The organism is Pseudomonas mosselii (assembly GCF_005796105.1).
Lineage (GTDB): Bacteria > Pseudomonadota > Gammaproteobacteria > Pseudomonadales > Pseudomonadaceae > Aquipseudomonas > Aquipseudomonas mosselii_C.
The window spans coordinates 57,447-74,886 of sequence record NZ_VAUO01000007.1; the positions used below are offsets into that span (position 1 = coordinate 57,447).

15 protein-coding genes are annotated in these 17,440 nt (G+C 63.6%); 8 read left to right on the plus strand and 7 right to left on the minus strand.

From position 1 onward, the window contains the following. Positions 1-23 precede the first annotated feature (23 nt). The 7 genes from pqqF to FEM01_RS15555 all read left to right on the plus strand — a co-directional run bounded on the left by pqqF (position 24) and on the right by FEM01_RS15555 (position 7,514). A complete protein-coding gene (pqqF, locus tag FEM01_RS15525) occupies positions 24-2,318 on the plus strand; it encodes a pyrroloquinoline quinone biosynthesis protein PqqF (protein WP_138220372.1) in 2,295 nt (764 codons plus the stop codon). 168 nt (positions 2,319-2,486) lie between these two features. Further along, positions 2,487-2,558, plus strand: coding sequence for a pyrroloquinoline quinone precursor peptide PqqA (gene pqqA, locus FEM01_RS15530; RefSeq protein WP_003243383.1), 72 nt, complete (start codon positions 2,487-2,489; stop codon positions 2,556-2,558). A 77-nt stretch (positions 2,559-2,635) separates the two neighbouring features. Beyond that, complete coding sequence (pqqB, locus tag FEM01_RS15535) at positions 2,636-3,547, plus strand: pyrroloquinoline quinone biosynthesis protein PqqB (protein ID WP_138220373.1); 912 nt, start codon at positions 2,636-2,638, stop codon at positions 3,545-3,547. Positions 3,548-3,574: 27 nt separating this feature from the next. Continuing rightward, positions 3,575-4,312 carry a pyrroloquinoline-quinone synthase PqqC gene (gene pqqC, locus FEM01_RS15540; RefSeq protein ID WP_171030979.1) on the plus strand — a complete coding sequence of 246 codons (738 nt, stop codon included), beginning with the start codon at positions 3,575-3,577 and terminating at the stop codon, positions 4,310-4,312. Continuing rightward, positions 4,309-4,584, plus strand: coding sequence for a pyrroloquinoline quinone biosynthesis peptide chaperone PqqD (gene pqqD, locus FEM01_RS15545; RefSeq protein ID WP_138220375.1), 276 nt, complete (start codon positions 4,309-4,311; stop codon positions 4,582-4,584). The genes pqqC and pqqD overlap by 4 nt, the downstream gene beginning before the upstream one ends. Further along, positions 4,556-5,719: a pyrroloquinoline quinone biosynthesis protein PqqE gene (gene pqqE, locus FEM01_RS15550; RefSeq protein WP_138220376.1), complete on the plus strand. Its 1,164-nt coding sequence runs from the start codon at positions 4,556-4,558 to the stop codon at positions 5,717-5,719. Before pqqD ends, pqqE begins: the two co-directional genes overlap by 29 nt. Continuing rightward, the gene (locus FEM01_RS15555) at positions 5,685-7,514 is read left to right on the plus strand and encodes a S9 family peptidase (RefSeq protein WP_138220377.1); all 1,830 of its coding nucleotides are present in this window, start codon (positions 5,685-5,687) and stop codon (positions 7,512-7,514) included. Before pqqE ends, FEM01_RS15555 begins: the two co-directional genes overlap by 35 nt. 333 nt (positions 7,515-7,847) lie before the next feature. Here FEM01_RS15555 and FEM01_RS15560 read toward each other — a convergent pair whose 3' ends face one another. After that, a complete protein-coding gene (locus FEM01_RS15560; protein ID WP_003177654.1) occupies positions 7,848-8,006 on the minus strand; it encodes a YqaE/Pmp3 family membrane protein in 159 nt (52 codons plus the stop codon). 152 nt (positions 8,007-8,158) lie between these two features. Further along, entirely contained in the window at positions 8,159-9,430 is a 1,272-nt protein-coding gene (locus FEM01_RS15565; RefSeq protein WP_138220378.1) for an aspartate aminotransferase family protein, read from the minus strand. Positions 9,431-9,639: 209 nt separating this feature from the next. Here FEM01_RS15565 and FEM01_RS15570 point away from each other — a divergent pair, with 209 nt between their 5' ends. Then, the gene (locus FEM01_RS15570) at positions 9,640-10,563 is read left to right on the plus strand and encodes a LysR family transcriptional regulator (protein WP_138220379.1); all 924 of its coding nucleotides are present in this window, start codon (positions 9,640-9,642) and stop codon (positions 10,561-10,563) included. A 300-nt stretch (positions 10,564-10,863) separates the two neighbouring features. Here the strand turns inward: FEM01_RS15570 and FEM01_RS15575 are convergent, their stop codons facing one another. The 5 genes from FEM01_RS15575 to bioD form a co-directional block, all read right to left on the minus strand. Continuing rightward, the gene (locus tag FEM01_RS15575) at positions 10,864-12,642 is read right to left on the minus strand and encodes an acyl-CoA dehydrogenase C-terminal domain-containing protein (RefSeq protein WP_138220380.1); all 1,779 of its coding nucleotides are present in this window, start codon (positions 12,640-12,642) and stop codon (positions 10,864-10,866) included. 123 nt (positions 12,643-12,765) lie between these two features. After that, positions 12,766-14,049 (minus strand): GGDEF domain-containing protein, encoded by a 1,284-nt coding sequence (locus tag FEM01_RS15580; RefSeq protein WP_138220381.1) that lies wholly within the window; start codon positions 14,047-14,049, stop codon positions 12,766-12,768. Between the two features lie 233 nt (positions 14,050-14,282). Then, on the minus strand, positions 14,283-16,088 hold the full coding sequence (locus tag FEM01_RS15585; RefSeq protein WP_138220382.1) for a phenylacyl-CoA dehydrogenase: 1,806 nt from the start codon (positions 16,086-16,088) through the stop codon (positions 14,283-14,285). A 256-nt stretch (positions 16,089-16,344) separates the two neighbouring features. Then, positions 16,345-16,623 carry a pyrroloquinoline quinone biosynthesis protein PqqE gene (locus tag FEM01_RS15590; RefSeq protein ID WP_138220383.1) on the minus strand — a complete coding sequence of 93 codons (279 nt, stop codon included), beginning with the start codon at positions 16,621-16,623 and terminating at the stop codon, positions 16,345-16,347. A gap of 130 nt (positions 16,624-16,753) precedes the next feature. Next, positions 16,754-17,440: a dethiobiotin synthase gene (gene bioD, locus FEM01_RS15595; RefSeq protein ID WP_138220384.1), complete on the minus strand. Its 687-nt coding sequence runs from the start codon at positions 17,438-17,440 to the stop codon at positions 16,754-16,756.

A 17,440-nucleotide genomic window follows, 5' to 3' on the forward strand; every position in this document is an offset into this window, starting at 1 on the left:
CGGCCGCGCGCTAGCATTCGCCCATGCCCGATGCCATTCGCCACATCACTCTGCCCAACGGCTTGCAGCTCACCCTGCGGCATGCCCCGCGCCTCAAGCGCGCGGCCGCGGCGTTGCGGGTCCACGCGGGCAGCCATGACGCCCCGCGTCGCTGGCCGGGCCTGGCGCACTTTCTCGAACACCTGTTCTTTCTAGGCACGCCACGCTTTCCACTGGAAGACGGCTTGATGCGTTACGTCCAAGGCCTGGGCGGCCAGGTGAACGCCAGCACCCGCGAGCGCACCACCGACTACTTTTTCGAAGTTCCACCCAACGCCCTGGGCGGCGGGCTGGAGCGTCTGTGCCAAATGCTTGCCGAGCCGGACCTGTCGCTCGCCCGCCAGCGTCGCGAGCGCGAGGTGATTCACGCCGAATTCATCGCCTGGTCGCGCAACCCCGAAGCGCAGCGCCAGTTCGCCCTGTTGCAGGCAGTCTCGCCCCGTCATCCGCTATGCGCCTTCCACGCTGGCAACCGCTACACCCTGGCGTTGGGTGACGCCGCCTTTCAGCAGGCGCTGGCGCGGTTCCATCACGACTTCTACCAAGGCGGGCAACTCGTCCTCAGCCTGGCCGGCCCGCAAGCCCTGGATGAATTGGAACAACTTGGCAGACAGTACGCAGTGCTCTTCAGAGCAGGGCGACGGGCTGTGCAAAAAAGCCCGCCGCCGCTGCTCGACGGGCCGCTGCGCAGCGACGCGCTGCTGTTCGCCCACGATCACCTGCCACCCGGCGCACAGCACGCACTCGACCTGCTGCTGAGCCACCTCACCGACACCCGCGCCGGCGGCTGGCTGGCCGAACTGGACCTGCGTGGCTGGCTGCGCGAGTGCACGGCGCACACACTGCATGCGCATGCTGGGCAACTGCTGTGGCACATCGCGCTGCAACTGACCGAGCAGGCCTCGCATACCCAGGCACAAGCCCTGCTACACGGCTGGCTGGGCTTTCTCCAGCGACAGGATCTCCTACACCTCAATCACGCCTACGCACAAGTGCAACAGCGCCGTGCCCAGGCCGCCGAGGCCCTGGAGCTGGCGCGCAGAGACAGTGAAGGGCGGCCGTTCGCCGGATTGGATGCGCATGGCCTGAAGGCCCTCGAAGCCCTGCTAAGCGACCTGCCCCAAGGCACTGACGGCCACTGGCGGCTGCCAGGCGAAGAACCGTTGCTGGACACCGCCCACCTGGCTGCCAGCGCGCCACTCCCGGCGAGCCTGAGCCTCAGTGACGGTTTGCCGTGTACGCGTCAGTTCGCAGCGCTGTACCTGCGTTGGCAGATCCCCTCGCCGCTGCGCGCGCGCCTGCTGTTGATCCTGCAAAGCGCCCTACGACCGCTGCAGACGCGTGCCGAGCGTGCCTCACTGCAACTGAACCTGAGCGCCGCTGGCGAGCACTGGGAGTTACGCATCGCTGGGGATCCGCTGTCTGTGATCCGGGCGACGGCTGAAGCACTGGCGCTGTTGCGCGCTCCGGCTGCCGAGCACTGGCACCGCGAAGCGGCGGCCGAACCTGCGCTGATTCCACTGCGGGCGCTGCTCAAAGCCTTGCCCGATGCACTACATGCCTACGATCCACCCACACCGCCAGCCTGCCAGCCGACACAAGCATCGCTGGACGGCCTCTGGCAGCAGGCCCGCTGGCACGGCCTGGCCATAGGCTTCGACAACGCCCAGCTCGGCGCCCTGGGGGCCGCACTGAAAGGCGTCATGGGCCAGCCGGGCGAGCCCTGCGCGGTTCGTTCGCCTGCAGGTCGGCGCTGGCAGCAAGTGCACGTGCCGGGCAGTGAAGCGGCGCTGTTGCTGTTCTGTCCGTTGCCAGAGGCACTCCAAGCCGCCGGACGCCTGCTCGCGCAGTTGCTGCAAGGCCCGGTTTACCAACGTCTACGGGTTGAGTTGCAATTGGGCTATGCGGTGTTCAGCACCTTTCGTCAGATCGACGGCGTCGGCGGGTTGCTGTTCGGGGTGCAGTCGCCCCGCGGCAGTCACGCGCAAATCCTCGATCACCTGTTGACGCTGCTGGGTGAGGGCATCCACCTGAACGCTGCGGCCCGCGAGCAACTGGCCAAGCAATTCGACGAGGCCGCCATGCCTAACGCGGAGGTGGCGCAATGGGCCTGGCAAGCGCACATTGGGAAACACAATTCAGACCTCTCCTGCATCAGCACGTCTATCCTGAAGCTTGAGCAGCCCTCGCTGGACGCGTTGTTGCAGCAACTGATCAGTGCCCGCCACGGCTGGCTCTGTCTAGCCAATGCCCACGCACCGGACGCTCGCTGGCAGTAAGAGCCTCACGGATTGTTACCTGAAATGTAACGGCGCTTTTCGAAGAATTAACCTTTCAGTACATTCAATTCTTGTAAGATAGCGCAATCTTGTTTTTTGGACCCTTCTGCTAAACGCGGTGTCCATAGACAGTCATTCAACCCAAACCCATCCCGAAGGAGACATCCCATGTGGACCAAACCTGCGTACACCGACCTGCGTATCGGCTTCGAAGTCACCATGTACTTCGCCAACCGCTAAGCAGCGCTGCGGTTCGACGCCTCGGCCTGCCGGGGCGTTTTCGTTTTCGGATTGGGTTTTTCGGATAGAGAGTGGCCATGTACATCCAGATTCTCGGCTCAGCAGCCGGTGGTGGGTTCCCGCAGTGGAACTGCAACTGCGTCAACTGCAAGGGTTACCGCGAGGGCAGCTTGCGCGCCACGGCGCGCACCCAATCGTCCATCGCCCTGTCCGATGATGGCGAGCATTGGATCCTGTGCAACGCCTCCCCCGATATCCGCGCCCAGCTCCAGGCCTTCGCTCCGCTGCAGCCGGCCCGTGCGCTGCGCGATACCGGCATCGACGCCATCGTCCTGCTGGACAGCCAGATCGACCACACCACTGGCCTGCTCAGCCTGCGCGAGGGCTGCCCACACAAGGTCTGGTGCACCGACATGGTCCACCAGGACCTGACCACCGGTTTCCCCCTGTTCAACATGCTCAGCCACTGGAACGGTGGCCTGCAATGGAACCGCATCGAGCTGCACGGCAGCTTCGTCATCGACGCCTGTCCGAACCTGCGCTTCACGCCCTTCCCGCTGCGCAGTGCCGCACCGCCCTACTCGCCGCACCGCTTCGACCCGCACCCAGGCGACAACCTTGGCCTGCTGGTCGAGGACACCCGCACAGGCGGCAAGCTGTTCTATGCGCCGGGCCTGGGCCAGGTCGACGACTCGCTGCTGCAAATGATGCACGGCGCCGACTGCCTGCTGGTGGACGGTACGCTCTGGGAGGATGATGAAATGCAGCGGCGAGGCGTGGGCACCCGCACCGGCCGCGAGATGGGCCACCTGGCGCAGAACGGCCCGGGCGGCATGCTCGAAGTGCTGGACGGTTTCCCGCGCCAGCGCAAGGTGCTCATTCACATCAACAACACCAACCCGATCCTCGATGAAGACTCGCCAGAGCGCGCCGAAGTCGAGCGCCGTGGCGTGGAAGTCGCGTTCGACGGCATGAGCATCGCGCTATAAGGAGGCCCTGTGAGCGACGCAACACCGATGTCCCCGGCCGAGTTCGAGCAGGCCCTGCGCGCCAAGGGCGCCTACTACCACATCCACCACCCGTACCATGTGGCGATGTACCAAGGCCGCGCCACCCGTGAGCAAATTCAGGGCTGGGTGGCCAACCGCTTCTATTACCAAGTCAACATTCCCATGAAGGACGCGGCGATCCTGGCTAACTGCCCGGACCGCGAAGTACGCCGGGAGTGGATCCAGCGCCTGCTCGACCACGACGGCGCCCCTGGCGAGGACGGCGGCATCGAGGCATGGCTACGCCTGGGGCAGGCCGTGGGTCTGGACCCAGACCAGTTGCGCAGCCAGGAACTGGTGCTGCCCGGCGTGCGCTTCGCGGTCGATGCCTACGTCAACTTCGCCCGCCGCGCCAGCTGGCAAGAGGCCGCCAGCAGCTCGCTTACCGAGCTGTTCGCCCCGCAGATCCATCAGTCGCGCCTGGACAGCTGGCCGCAGCACTACCCCTGGATCGACCCGGCCGGCTACGCCTACTTCCGTACCCGCCTGGGCCAAGCCCGACGCGACGTGGAGCATGGCCTGGCAATCACCCTGCAGCACTACACCACTTATGCAGGCCAGCAGCGCATGCTGGAGATCCTGCAATTCAAGCTGGATATCCTGTGGAGCATGCTCGATGCCATGAGCATGGCCTATGAACTGAACCGCCCGCCGTACCACAGCGTCACCCACGAGCGGGTCTGGCACAAGGGAATCGCCCTATGAGTCTTGACCGTCAACAAGTGCCTAGCTGGCGCCCGGGCTATCGTTTCCAGTACGAACCGGCGCAGAAAGGCCACGTGCTGCTGTACCCCGAAGGCATGATCAAGCTCAACGACAGCGCCGGATTGATCGGCGGCCTGATCGATGGCCAGCGCAGCGTCGCGGCAATCATCAGCGAGCTGGAACAGCAATTCCCCGGTGTGCCCGAAGTCGCTGACGATATCGAGCAATTCATGGAGGTGGCGCGTGCCGAACACTGGATCACCCTCGCCTGAGGCCAGCGTGCCCCGCGATCAGATCGGCCTGCCGTTGTGGTTGCTGGCCGAGCTTACCTACCGCTGCCCACTGCAGTGCCCGTACTGCTCCAACCCGCTGGACTTCGCCCAGCAGGGCCAGGAGCTGAGCACCGAGCAGTGGTTCAAGGTCATGGCCGAAGCCCGCGAGATGGGCGCGGCGCAGATCGGTTTCTCCGGCGGCGAGCCGTTGGTGCGCCAGGACCTTGTCGAGCTGATCGGCGAAGCGCGGCGCCTGGGCTACTACACCAACCTGATCACCTCGGGCATCGGCCTGACCGAACAGAAGATCGGCGCCTTCAAAGAGGCCGGGCTGGACCACATCCAGATCAGCTTCCAGGCCAGTGATGAGCAGGTGAACAACCTGCTGGCAGGCTCGAAGAAAGCCTTCGCGCAAAAGCTGGAGATGGCCCGGGCGGTGAAAGCCCACGGCTATCCGATGGTGCTCAACTTCGTCACCCACCGGCACAACATCGACAAGATCGACCGCATCATCGAGCTGTGCATCGCACTGGAGGCGGACTTCGTCGAGTTGGCCACCTGCCAGTTCTACGGCTGGGCGCACCTCAACCGCCTCGGGCTGCTGCCGACCCGCGAGCAACTGCAACGTGCCGAACGCATCACCAACGAGTACCGCGAGAAGCTCAAGGCAGACGGTCATCCGTGCAAGCTGATCTTCGTCACCCCGGACTACTACGAAGAACGCCCCAAGGCGTGCATGAACGGCTGGGGCAGCCTGTTCCTGACCATCACCCCCGACGGCACCGCCCTGCCCTGTCACGGCGCGCGTCAGCTACCAGTGCAGTTCCCCAACGTACGTGAGCATGACTTGCAGCACATCTGGTACGACTCGTTCGGTTTCAACCGCTTCCGTGGCTACGATTGGATGCCCGAACCGTGCCGCTCGTGCGACGAGAAAGAGAAGGACTTCGGCGGCTGCCGCTGCCAGGCATTCATGCTCACCGACGATGCCAGCAAGGCGGACCCGGTGTGCGGCAAGTCGCCAGACCATGGCATCATCCTCAAGGCCCGCGAAGAAGCCGAGCACGCCACCTTGGAGATCGAACAGATGATTTTCCGTAATGAACGAAACGCCAATGTCATCGCCCGAGGCTGAATTCAGTGCCGCCCAGGCGGTGGCTGCCGGCACCGATTTCGCTGAACTCAAGGTCAGCATCGACGGGTTGTTCTGGCTCGAATTCCGCCCCGCCGACGGCGCTTGCCGCGTCTGGCACTGGCTCTACCACCAGGCCCGCTGCCTGACCCCGGACGGCTTCAGCGTGCGCAGCCGGGTGTATGAATATGGCGGCGGCAGCTTCTGCCTGGGCGCTGACGGACTGGTGTTCGTCAACGAGAAGGACCAGCAGCTCTACACCCAGAACCTGGACGGCTCGGCGCCACGTGCACTAACCGCCGCCAGCGACTGCCGCTACGGCGATGTACAGTGGCACGCCGGACAAGTGCTGGCAGTCGAGGAACGGCATGCCGAACAGGTGGAACACCGCCTGGTAGCACTGGCCGAGGGCACGCGCGTGATCGTAGCCGAAGGGGCCGACTTCTATGCAGCCCCCACGCTGAGCGAGGATGGCAGCCGGCTGGCCTGGATCGAATGGGACCGCCCCGCCCAACCCTGGACCTTCACCCGCCTGATGTGCAGCACGCGCGATAGCGCTGGCCACTGGGGCCCTGCGCGCTGCGTTGCCGGGCACCAAGAGTCACTGCAACAGCCCCGCTTCGATGCCGCTGGACGGCTGTATTGTCTGTCTGATCGCAACGGTTTCTGGCAACCCTGGGGTGAAGTCGATGGGCACTGGCAAGCGCTACCTGCCGCCGCTGCCGACCATGCGGGCGCGCCGTGGCAACTGGGCGCCAGCACTTGGATCGCTTTGGGGCCAGAGCACTACCTGGCCAGTTGGTTCGAGGCGGGCTTCGGGCAACTCGGCCTGCGCCAGCCCGATGGCCACACCCAGCGCTATGCCAGCGCCTACACCCGTTTCCGTAGCCTGGCCATGGATGGCGAGCAGCTCTACGCCATCGCCGCCTCCCCGATCAGTCCACCTGCGGTGATCGCCATCGACCGGCGCAGCCATGCGGTGAGCATCCTGGCTGGCGGCGCCGAAGTGCTGCCAGCCTCACGTATCAGCCAACCACAGCCGATCCACTACCCCAGCGGCGATAGCCAGGCCCACGGGTTCTTCTATCCGGCAATGACCGGCCAGGGACCATCGCCGCTGGTACTGTTCATACACGGCGGGCCCACGTCGGCCTGCTACCCGGTCCTCGACCCGCGCATCCAGTACTGGACCCAGCGCGGCTTCGCCGTGGCCGACCTCAATTACCGCGGCAGCAGTGGCTATGGTCGAGCCTATCGCCAGGCCCTGCACCTGCGCTGGGGCGAAGCCGATGTGCAGGATGCCTGCGCGGCAGTCACGCACCTGGCAGGCCTTGGCCTGATCGATCCGCAGCAAGCCTTCATCCGTGGCGGTAGCGCAGGCGGCTACACCACCCTCTGCGCCCTGGCCTTCCATACGGTGTTCCGCGCCGGCGCCAGCCTGTATGGGGTCAGTGACCCGTTGGCACTGAACCGTACCACGCACAAGTTCGAAGGCGACTATCTGGACTGGCTGATCGGCGACCCCGAGCACGACGCTGCGCGCTACCGCCAGCGCACGCCGCTGCTGCATGCTCAGCGCATCAGCGCGCCGGTGATCTTCTTTCAGGGGGAACTGGATGCGGTGGTGGTGCCCGAACAGACCCGCAGCATGCTGGCGGCGCTCAAAGCCAATGGCATCCGCGCCGAGGGACATTTCTACGCGCACGAGCGCCATGGCTTTCGCCAGGCGGCCAACCTGGCCCATGCGCTGGAAGAGGAGTGGAAGTTCTATTGCAAGGTGCTGGCTGACCCCGTGTAGGAGATTACCCAGCCCTTTGGGCTGCGCTGTCGCGCAGAGAACTGACTTCGCAAGCGCGCCGCGCCCCCTGTGGGAGCGGCGGTTCGGCGCCCCGACTTGCCCGCGAACACCGGCGAAGCCGGTGCCATACACTGAGTCGCCTGCTTCGCGGGCAAGCCCGCTCCCACAGAGCCTTGCTAAATCGACAAGTTATGTGCAGCTCCATGAGCGGCCTTGTGTCGCGAAGGGCTGCGAAGCAGCCCCGGCGATGTCACATGATGCTTAAGTCCTAGGGCTGCTGCGACCCTCTTTCCGATCGGTCCGGCAAGGCCGCTCCACACGTGATGTGTCAAGTCACCGTTTGGCGATGATGTACACCGCATGCACGATCCCCGGGATGTATCCCAGCAAGGTCAGCAGAATGTTCAGCCAGAAGGCCCCGCCGAAGCCGACCTGGAGAAACACACCCAGCGGCGGCAAGAGGATGGCGATGATGATGCGAATGAAGTCCATGCGTTACGCTCCTTGAAGGGTTACTTCACAGACCCGCCGTACAGCCCAGAGGTTCCACCCTTGCACAACGCGCAAAAAAAACGCCCCGGGCCAACCACTACAGGCCAAGGGCGATGCGCAGAAACGCGAGACGGTTCGTTGAAATTCGTTGATCAGGCTAGTCTTTCGCGGTGTTTGCGCGGGTGGGCATGTAGGCGTGCGAATGCACGCGCCAGGCGCAGCAGCATTTCGTCGATGTTGCCCTTGCTCACCGTCAGCGCCGGGGAGAAGCGCACCACGTCGGCCTGCGGCGCATCGAGCAGCAGCCCTTCCTCCAAGGCCGCCGCGACCAACGCCTGAGCATCGTCCTCACGCAACTGCAAGGCCCACAGCAAGCCCTGGCCACGTACCTCGCCCTGGGCATAACGGCCTGCCAGGCGACTCAAGCCCTCGCGCAGGTGACGGCCGGTGTCCTGGACCTGCTCGAAGAAACCCGGGGCCAGCAGCGTCTCCAACACCGCTAAACCCGCTGCGCACATCAGCGCATTACCGTGGTGGCTGCCCTGCAGTTCGCCAGGCTCGGCGCAGCAAGCGCTGCCCCGCGCCAGCAGCGCGGCTAGCGGCACGCCGCCACCCAGCCCCTTGCCCAGGGTGATGATGTCGGCCCGAACGCCATAGGTCTGCTCTGCCAACAGGGCGCCACAGCGTCCTGCGCCGGTTTGCACCTCATCGAGGATCAGCAAAATGCCTAGCTCACGGCACAACCGCTCGACCCCTTGCAGGTATTCACGCGTGGCCGGGATCACGCCTGCTTCGCCCTGGATCGGTTCGAGCATGATCGCCACCGTGCGCGAGTCGACCTCGGCATGCAGCGCGGCAAGGTCGTTGAACGGCACTTTGCTGAAACCGGGCAAGCCCGGCTCGCAGCGGTTGCACGGCAGTGGATCGGATGCCGACAGTGCCCCCAGGCTGCGACCGTGGCAGGCCTGGCTGGCGGTGATGATGTGATAAGCCCCGTTGCGATGCCGTTGGCCCCACTTGCGCGCCAGCTTGATCGCGCCTTCGCAGGCCTCGGCACCACTGTTGAGCAGATAGGCCTGGTCACTGCCGGTGCTCTGGCATAGCTGCTCGGCCAAGCTCAGCAAGCTGTGGCTATGAAAACCAGCCCCCGGCGTGATCAGCGCTTGGGCCTGGTTACCCAACGCCTTCACCAGCACGCTCGGGCTATGCCCTAGGCTGTTGACCGCACCGCCTTGGGTGAAATCCAGATAGGCGACCCCGGCGTTGTCCCACAGCCAGGAGCCCTGGCCGCGTACGAACACCTGGGGCGCGCGCTTGCTGCCAGGCATCAGGCGCTCAGCGCCAGGCTGCACGGCAGCAACCGCCAGGGCACGGATGGGCTCGGCAGCGGCGGGCGCCGGACGGCGCAGCTTGAACAGGTTCATCAGGGCTCCAGCCAGTCACGGTAATCAGCGGTCAAGGCAGCCGGTCGAGCGCCGGATAGATATTTTGCCTTGCCTATCAAAAATGTTTTTCATTCGGGGTAACAATCACGCTCTTGATCGCTGTAACCCGCTGTAATACGGCGATAGACTAAGTGTCAGCAGGCCGCTCGGCCATTTCGTTTTAGCAGCTTTTTCAATAAGTAATACTTATGGATTTTCGCCAACTGCGTTATTTCGTCGCGGTGTATGAAGAGGGCCACGTGGGGCGCGCCGCCGAGCGCCTGTCCCTCTCGCAGCCGGCCCTGTCGCAGCAGATCCGCCAACTTGAGCACAGCCTCGACCTGAACCTGTTCGAGCGCAGCAACAAGCGCCTGCTGCCCACCTTGGCTGCCCATACGCTGTACAACCACGCCCTGCCGCTGCTCGACGGGCTGCAACGGGCGCACGAGGCGATGCGCAACTTCAAGGGCCAATCACTGCGGACCCTGGCCATCGGCGTGCTGCAAACCGTACGCCCAAGCCTGGTACCCCAATTGCTGGAACGGGTACGCAAGGCTCAGCCGCATCTGGTGGTGCAGATCTATGAATTGTCTGGCCTGGAGATCGAACGGCGCCTGCTCAACGGCCACCTGGACATCGGCATCAGCTACCTGCCGCCACGCCAACCGGGCCTGCATGGTTTGCTGCTGTACGAAGATGAGTTGCAACTGGTCATCCCCAACACCCACCCGCTGAAAGATTTCAAGAAGGTGTCCATTCGCCAGGCAGCGGAACTGCCGATGCTGATGCTCGGCGAGGAGTTCCAGGTCCGTCAGATCTGGAAAGCGCAGTTGGCCAATCAGGGACGCAGGCCGCAGGTGCAGGCCGAGATGAACAACATGGCGGGGATTCTCGACAGCCTGGCCCACACCTCACTGGCGACCATTCTGCCAGGCCGGGCCAAGGATGCCGCCGAAGACGACCAGGCGTTGCTGTGGAAACCGTTGAGCGAGCCACGGGTGCCGCTGAAGGTAGGGCTGGTGTTTCGCGATGCACAACGTCAGCAGGCGTCAGTGGAGCTGCTACGTACCTTGCTCGAAGAAGAAACCGACGCGCGCCACTTGAGTGGATCGCCCCTGGACGTTCTGGGCTAAATCACGCGCACAAAGAAAACCCCGCCGAAGCGGGGTTTTCCAGACTGTTTCCCTTTTTGACTTCCTTTTCTTCCCGCCGTCCTGGCGAGACATCCTTCGTGTGTCCCTGTTCTGTCCATTGCGCTTCCTGCGCTCCGTCCATGTAAGAAAGATTAACTGTGGATCCAATTTTAGGAAAGTGGAGAAAAGCCGCCACGTCACGTAAGAGAAAGCTTACAAGCGCCCTACATTCGCCTATGGCACCCACCGCGCCCCGTCGGCACACGGCTCAGCGTGTGCCGCGAAGGCGGCCAGGCTGAATCAGAACTGTGCCGCGTCGAGCAGGTAAAGCGACTCACTGCCCGCCTTGACCGACGCCACCAGCGACTGCACCCGTGGCAACAGACGCGCGAAGTAGAATCGTGCGGTTCCCAGCTTGGCTGCATAGAAGTCCGCATCGCCTTGCCCAGCCTTGGCCGCACGAGCCATCAAGGCCCACATATAGGCGTAGGCCACATAGCCGAACGCGTGCAGGTACTCCACCGAGGCCGCGCCGATCTCGTCAGGGTTGCCCTTGGCCTTGTCGAGTACCCAGGCGGTCAGTTCGTCGAGCTGGCCCAGAGCGGCCGCCAGTGGGCGGGTGAACTCGCCGTGCTCGCCCTCGGCGCTGGCGATGAACTGGCGGATTTCGTCGGCGAACAGCGTGTAGTAGGCGCCGCCGCTGCCCACCACCTTGCGCCCCATCAGGTCGAGGGCCTGGATACCGTTGGTGCCTTCGTAGATCTGGGTAATGCGCACGTCGCGAACCAACTGTTCCTGGCCCCACTCGCGGATATAGCCGTGCCCACCGAATACCTGCTGGCCATGCACGGTGCACTCCAGGCCCAGGTCGGTGAGGAAGGCCTTGGCCACCGGGGTCAGCAACGCGACCAGGGCGTCGCTGCGCTCGCGGGTGGCCTTGTCCTCACTGAACTTGGCGCTGTCCAGCTGCATTGCCACGTAGGTAGAAAACGCCCGGCCGCCCTCGATCAGCGCCTTCATGGTCAGCAGCATGCGCCGCACATCCGGGTGCACGATGATCGGGTCGGCGACCTTGTCCTTGGCCTGCGGGCCGGTCGGGGCGCGGCTTTGCAGGCGATCACGGGCGTACTCGACGGCATTCTGATAGGAACGCTCAGCCGAGGCCAGGCCCTGGATGCCGACCCCGAGGCGCTCGTAGTTCATCATGGTGAACATCGCCGCCAGGCCTTTGTTCGGCTCGCCCACGAGATAACCGACGGCTTGGTCGAAGTTCATCACACAGGTGGCCGAGGCCTGAATGCCCATCTTGTGCTCGATCGAGCCGCAGGTGACCGGGTTGCGTGCACCCAGGCTACCGTCATCGTTGACCATGAACTTAGGCACCAGGAACAGCGAAATGCCCTTGGGCCCCGCCGGGGCGTCCGGCAGCTTGGCCAGCACCAGATGAATGATGTTCTCAGTCAGGTCGTGCTCCCCCCCGGTGATGAAGATCTTGGTGCCACTGATCCTATAGCTGCCATCGGCCTGGGGGTCGGCCTTGGTGCGGATGATGCCCAGGTCAGTACCGGCGTGGGGCTCGGTCAGGCACATGGAACCGGCCCAGACGCCGGCGTACATGTTCGGCAGGTACTTTGCCTTCAACGCCTCGCTGGCATGGGCATTGATCGACAGGCAGGCGCCAGCGGTCAGCATCGGGTACAAACCAAAGGCCAGGCTGGAGGCGTTGATCATCTCCTCGACCTGGGCCGAAATGGCCTTGGGCATGCCCATGCCACCAAACAGCGGATCACCACCCACGCCTACCCAGCCACCTTCGGCGTAGGTGGCATAAGCCTGAATGAAGCCTGCGGGGGTTCTGACCGCGCCGTTATCCCAGTGGCAGCCCTCTTCGTCAGCGGCGCGGCTGAGCGGGGCGATGGTCTTGCTGGTAACCTTGCCGGCCTCCTCCAGCACGGCCATGGCCGTGTCGGCATCGACCACATCGGCCAGGCCAGGGAGTTGCGACCAGAGCGTGGCCACGTCGAAGACTTCATTGAGAACGAAGCGCATATCGCGCAGGGGCGCTTTATAGTCAGCCATGACAACCTCTCGCTATAAGGGTCGGAGCGGTCCTATGGGACCGCGGCACTGGGTTGGAAGCAGTGTAACCGAACAACTTTTACGAGACATAGGGTCATCATGCGACTGTATAGTCAGCCACGGTCACGCCATGCGAATGGCGCCTCGCCGTGATTGCTGACCGAACGTCATCACACAGTTACGCCCGGCACCTTTGGCGCTATACAGCGCCTGGTCGGCAGACTTGAGCACTTCCTCGGGGTTGCGGTGCTCCACCTGGCGCTCGGCCACACCGATACTGATGGTCACCGAAACCGTCTGGCTGCCATTGCCGCTGCGGCGTTGGCGACCCGCAGAGTCGTCCTGCGGGCGGTTGCTCTGGTCACGCAGCTGGATCGCGTAGTTGGCGATCATCTCGCGTACCGCCTCCAGGTGCGGCAGGCACTCCTCGGCGGTCTTGCCGGCGAACACCAGGGCGAACTCCTCGCCCCCATAACGGTAGGCACGCCCGCCACCGGTAACCTTGGACAGGCGACTGGCGACCAGGCGCAGGACCTGGTCGCCAACATCGTGACCATGGGTATCGTTGAATTTTTTGAAGTGATCGACGTCGGTCATGGCGATCACATAGTTGCGCCCCAGGCGCTGCATGCGCTCGTTCAGCGCGCGGCGCCCCGGCAGCCCGGTCAGCTCGTCGCGGAAGGCCATCTGGTAGGCCTCGTGGGACACCGCTGCGGCGATCATCAGCATCACCTGGCTGCACATGATGTTGAGCGTGAACGGCAGGATGAAAGTCTTGGGCAGCATCCAGAAAATACCCAGCAGCCCAATGATCTGCGCCGCATGCAGCGGGCGCGGCTCACGCAGGTACTGCACCACCAGCAGGATGAATACCCCCAGGAACAGTGGGTAGGCCAACTGGATCAAGCTCATCCACTGGCCATGCAGCGAAGGCCAGCGGATCTCCGCCAGCCAACTGAGCAGCGCCTGCGGGAAACTCTGCTCCAGCGCCACCGCCACACTCCCTACCGCGAACAACACGGCAAAGCGCGCGAGCATATCCTGGGCCAGGTGGGTACGCTCCTGCCACGCGGCGTACAAGCCGAACAATGCTGGTAGCAACAGGCAGACCAGGTGGAAGATCACCGCAGCGTCTTCACGGACCCGGCCGTTGTCTCGGTAGTAGTCGGTCTGGGTGTCGAGGAGGAAATAGGCGATGTATACCGTGACCATCAGGAACAACTCGCGCTGACGACGGTACACCGCGCAGTAGGCACCGCCGAGCAGCAGCACCAAGGTTGGCAGCACGTTGAACAACGAAGTGAAGAAGACGCTCAGGTCCCTGACATAAGCTGCCGCCAGCCCCGCCAACAACAGCACCAGCGACGGCAGGAAATGACTTGCGCGTACAGCGGATAAACGAAACAAGGGTAATCTCCGACCCGGCAGATCGATAATGGCATTGTGCCTTTAGTTCATCGGCAGTGCACATGAATAGATAAAGATTGACGTCGGTTTAACGGCGGTTGGCTGGGATGCTTGAGGGGTGTTCGTAACTGGATGCGTCGATTTGTCGGAAACCGCCTGTGCTGTACCGTCCAAGCTTTGCAAAAAAAAACGCCTGCCGGTAAGGGCAGGCGTTTTTCGAACAGCCTTCAGGTTCAGCAGGACAGACCGAAGTCTTCTTCCTTCATGGCCATCAGGTTGTTGGCGCCGGACAGGATCGCCGCCACGTGGCTACGGGTGCGCGGCAAGATGCGCTGGAAATAGAAGCGCGCAGTTTGCAGCTTAGCGGTGTAGAACGCCTCTTCGTGGGTACCGGCAGCCAGTTTTTCGGCCGCCAGGCGCGCGATGTCAGCCCAGAAGTAGGCCAGGCACGCGTAGCCGGAGTACATCAGGTAGTCCACGCTAGCCGCGCCCACCTCCTCGCGGTCCTTCATCGCGGCCATGCCGATCTTCATGGTCAGCTCGCCCCACTCCTTATTGAGGGCCGCCAGCGGCTCGACGAATTCGCGAGTCGCGTCGTTGCCTTCCTGGCCCTGGCAGAATTTGTGGACGATCTTGGTGAAGCCTTTGAGCGCTTCACCTTGGGTCATCAAGACCTTACGCCCGAGCAGGTCGAGGGCCTGAATGCCGGTGGTGCCTTCGTACAGCATCGAGATGCGGCTGTCGCGCACGTTCTGCTCCATGCCCCACTCGGCGATGAAACCGTGGCCACCGTAGATCTGAACGCCGTGGTTGGCAGCCTCGAAGCCGACTTCGGTCATGAACGCCTTGGCGATCGGGGTGAGGAACGCCAGCAGCGCATCGGCCTGCTTGCGCGCTTCTTCGTCCTGGCTGTACTTGGCGATATCCACTTGCTTGGCGGTGAAGTAGACCATCGCACGGTTGCCTTCGGCGAAGGCTTTCATGGTCAGCAGCATGCGCCGCACGTCGGGGTGGACGATGATCGGGTCAGCCGCCTTATCAGGCGCTTTCGGGCCGGTCAGCGAACGCATTTGCAGGCGGTCACGGGCGTACTTCAGGCCGCCCTGGAACGCCACCTCGGCGTGCGCCAGGCCTTGCAGCGCGGTGCCCAGGCGAGCGGTGTTCATGAAGGTGAACATGCAGTTCAGGCCTTTGTTGGCCGGGCCGATCAGGTAGCCGGTAGCGCCATCGAAGTTCATCACGCAGGTAGCGTTGCCGTGGATACCCATCTTGTGCTCGAGGGAGCCGCAGCTCACGCCGTTGCGTTCACCCACACCACCTTGGGCGTCGGGCAGGAACTTCGGCACGATGAACAGCGAGATACCCTTGGTGCCAGCCGGCGCATCGGGCAGGCGAGCCAGGACGATATGGACGATGTTGGCGGCCATGTCGTGTTCACCGGCCGAGATGAAAATCTTGGTGCCGGTCACTTTGTAGCTGCCGTCGGCCTGGGGTTCGGCCTTGGTGCGCAGCATGCCCAGATCGGTACCGCAGTGCGGCTCGGTCAGACACATAGTCCCGGTCCACTCACCAGATACCAGCTTAGTCAGGTAGGTGTGCTGCTGTTCGGGGGTGCCATGCGCGGAAATGGTATTCATAGCACCATGCGACAGGCCTGGGTACATGCCCCACGACCAGTTGGCCTCACCGACCATCTCGCTCAGGGCCAGGCCCAGCGACTCAGGCAAGCCTTGGCCGCCGTGGGCGACGTCGTGCGCCAGACTCGGCCAGCCACCTTCGACGAACTGCGCATAGGCTTCCTTGAAGCCGGTCGGGGTCTTAACACCCGACTCACTCCAGGTGCAGCCTTCCTGGTCACCGACACGGTTCAGCGGGGCCAGCACCTGCTCACAGAATTTCGCGCCTTCTTCGAGGATCGCGTCGACCATGTCGGGCGTGGCGTCCTGGCAACCCGGCAGGCTCTGATAATGCGCCTCATAGCCGAGCAGCTCGTCGCGGACGAAGCGGATATCACGCAAGGGGGCTTTGTAATCAGGCATTGCGATGAACCTCTGTGATGAGTTCGGTGGGGTGACCGCGGATACCGACCAGCTCTTGGTGGCTTTCGGTCAAACAGTTGTTTGAAACTTACGTTTAGGTGGGGCCATTGTCAAGGAGACGCAATAGCGACATTTACGCCGCCGAACATGACATTTACGCCACACCTCCCCAAAACATCACGGGGCAAGCCCGCCCCCACGCGCTCAGGCGCAGGAGCGGGCTTGCCCCGCGAGGAATGCCGGATGAACCGAGCGATCAGGCGTAGGTGTCGATCAATCGACCGAGCATTTCGTCGGAGGCCTTGGCCACCTTCACGCCCAGCTCGACTTCCTGCTTGCCCAGCGCCAACTGCACGGTGCTGGTAGCAAGGTCCATCTGCTGGCTGCGGTCCACGCCGCGCAGGCGCTCGGCCTGGTAGTCGCTGGACTGGCTGGTGTTGCTGGCAATCTGTTGAGCGGCTTGGTCGACGCGGGTCTGCCCGGTCTGAATGGCACCAAGGCCCGCATAGAAGGCGGAACCGGTGTTGATGTCCATGTCAGTACTCCGTGGACGCTGAATGAATGGATCTGCTGCAATTAAAGCAGGCCTGGCACGAAAAGGCCCGTTTAAATCCCTAATAGCCTAGTGCCAGCCCATAGAGATGAATGATGCTGCGCCCGTGACGTCAGCACTCATCCAGCAAATCCAGGTGCAAATGCGCCGCCACCGCCTCGGCGCTGGCCTGCTTCAGCCAGGGTACGCGCCCCAGGCAGGGGGCCGGCAGGCGCTCGGCGAGGCTGGCCAGGTTTTCTTCGAGCCGCGAGGTCTTCGGTTCGACGATGTTGGCGACCCACCCGGCCAACTGCAACCCGTCGGCGGCAATGGCCTCGGCACTGAGCAGCGCATGGTTGATACACCCCAGGCGCACGCCCACCACCAGGATCACCGGCAGATTCAAGGCAATCGCTAGGTCCGACAAGTTGGCATGATCCGACAACGGCACGCGCCAGCCACCGGCGCCCTCGACCAGGGTGAAATCAGCCTGCTGGTCGAGCACCTGACGCATGGCCTTGAGCAAGGTCGGCACCTCGAGCGCCACACCCGCCTCACGTGCTGCGACATGCGGCGCGATGGCAGGTTCGAAAGCGAACGGATTGACCTGTCGGTATGGCAGCTTGATCGAGCTTTCGTCGATCAGCGCCAGCGCATCGCTGTTGCGCAACCCTTTAGGGGTCACCACGCACCCCGAGGCCACCGGCTTGGCGGCCAAGGTACTGAGGTTTTGCGCACGCGCCGCACGCAGCAAGCCGGCTGCGATGGTGGTCTTGCCCACGTCGGTATCGGTTCCGGCAATGAAATACGCCTGGCTCAT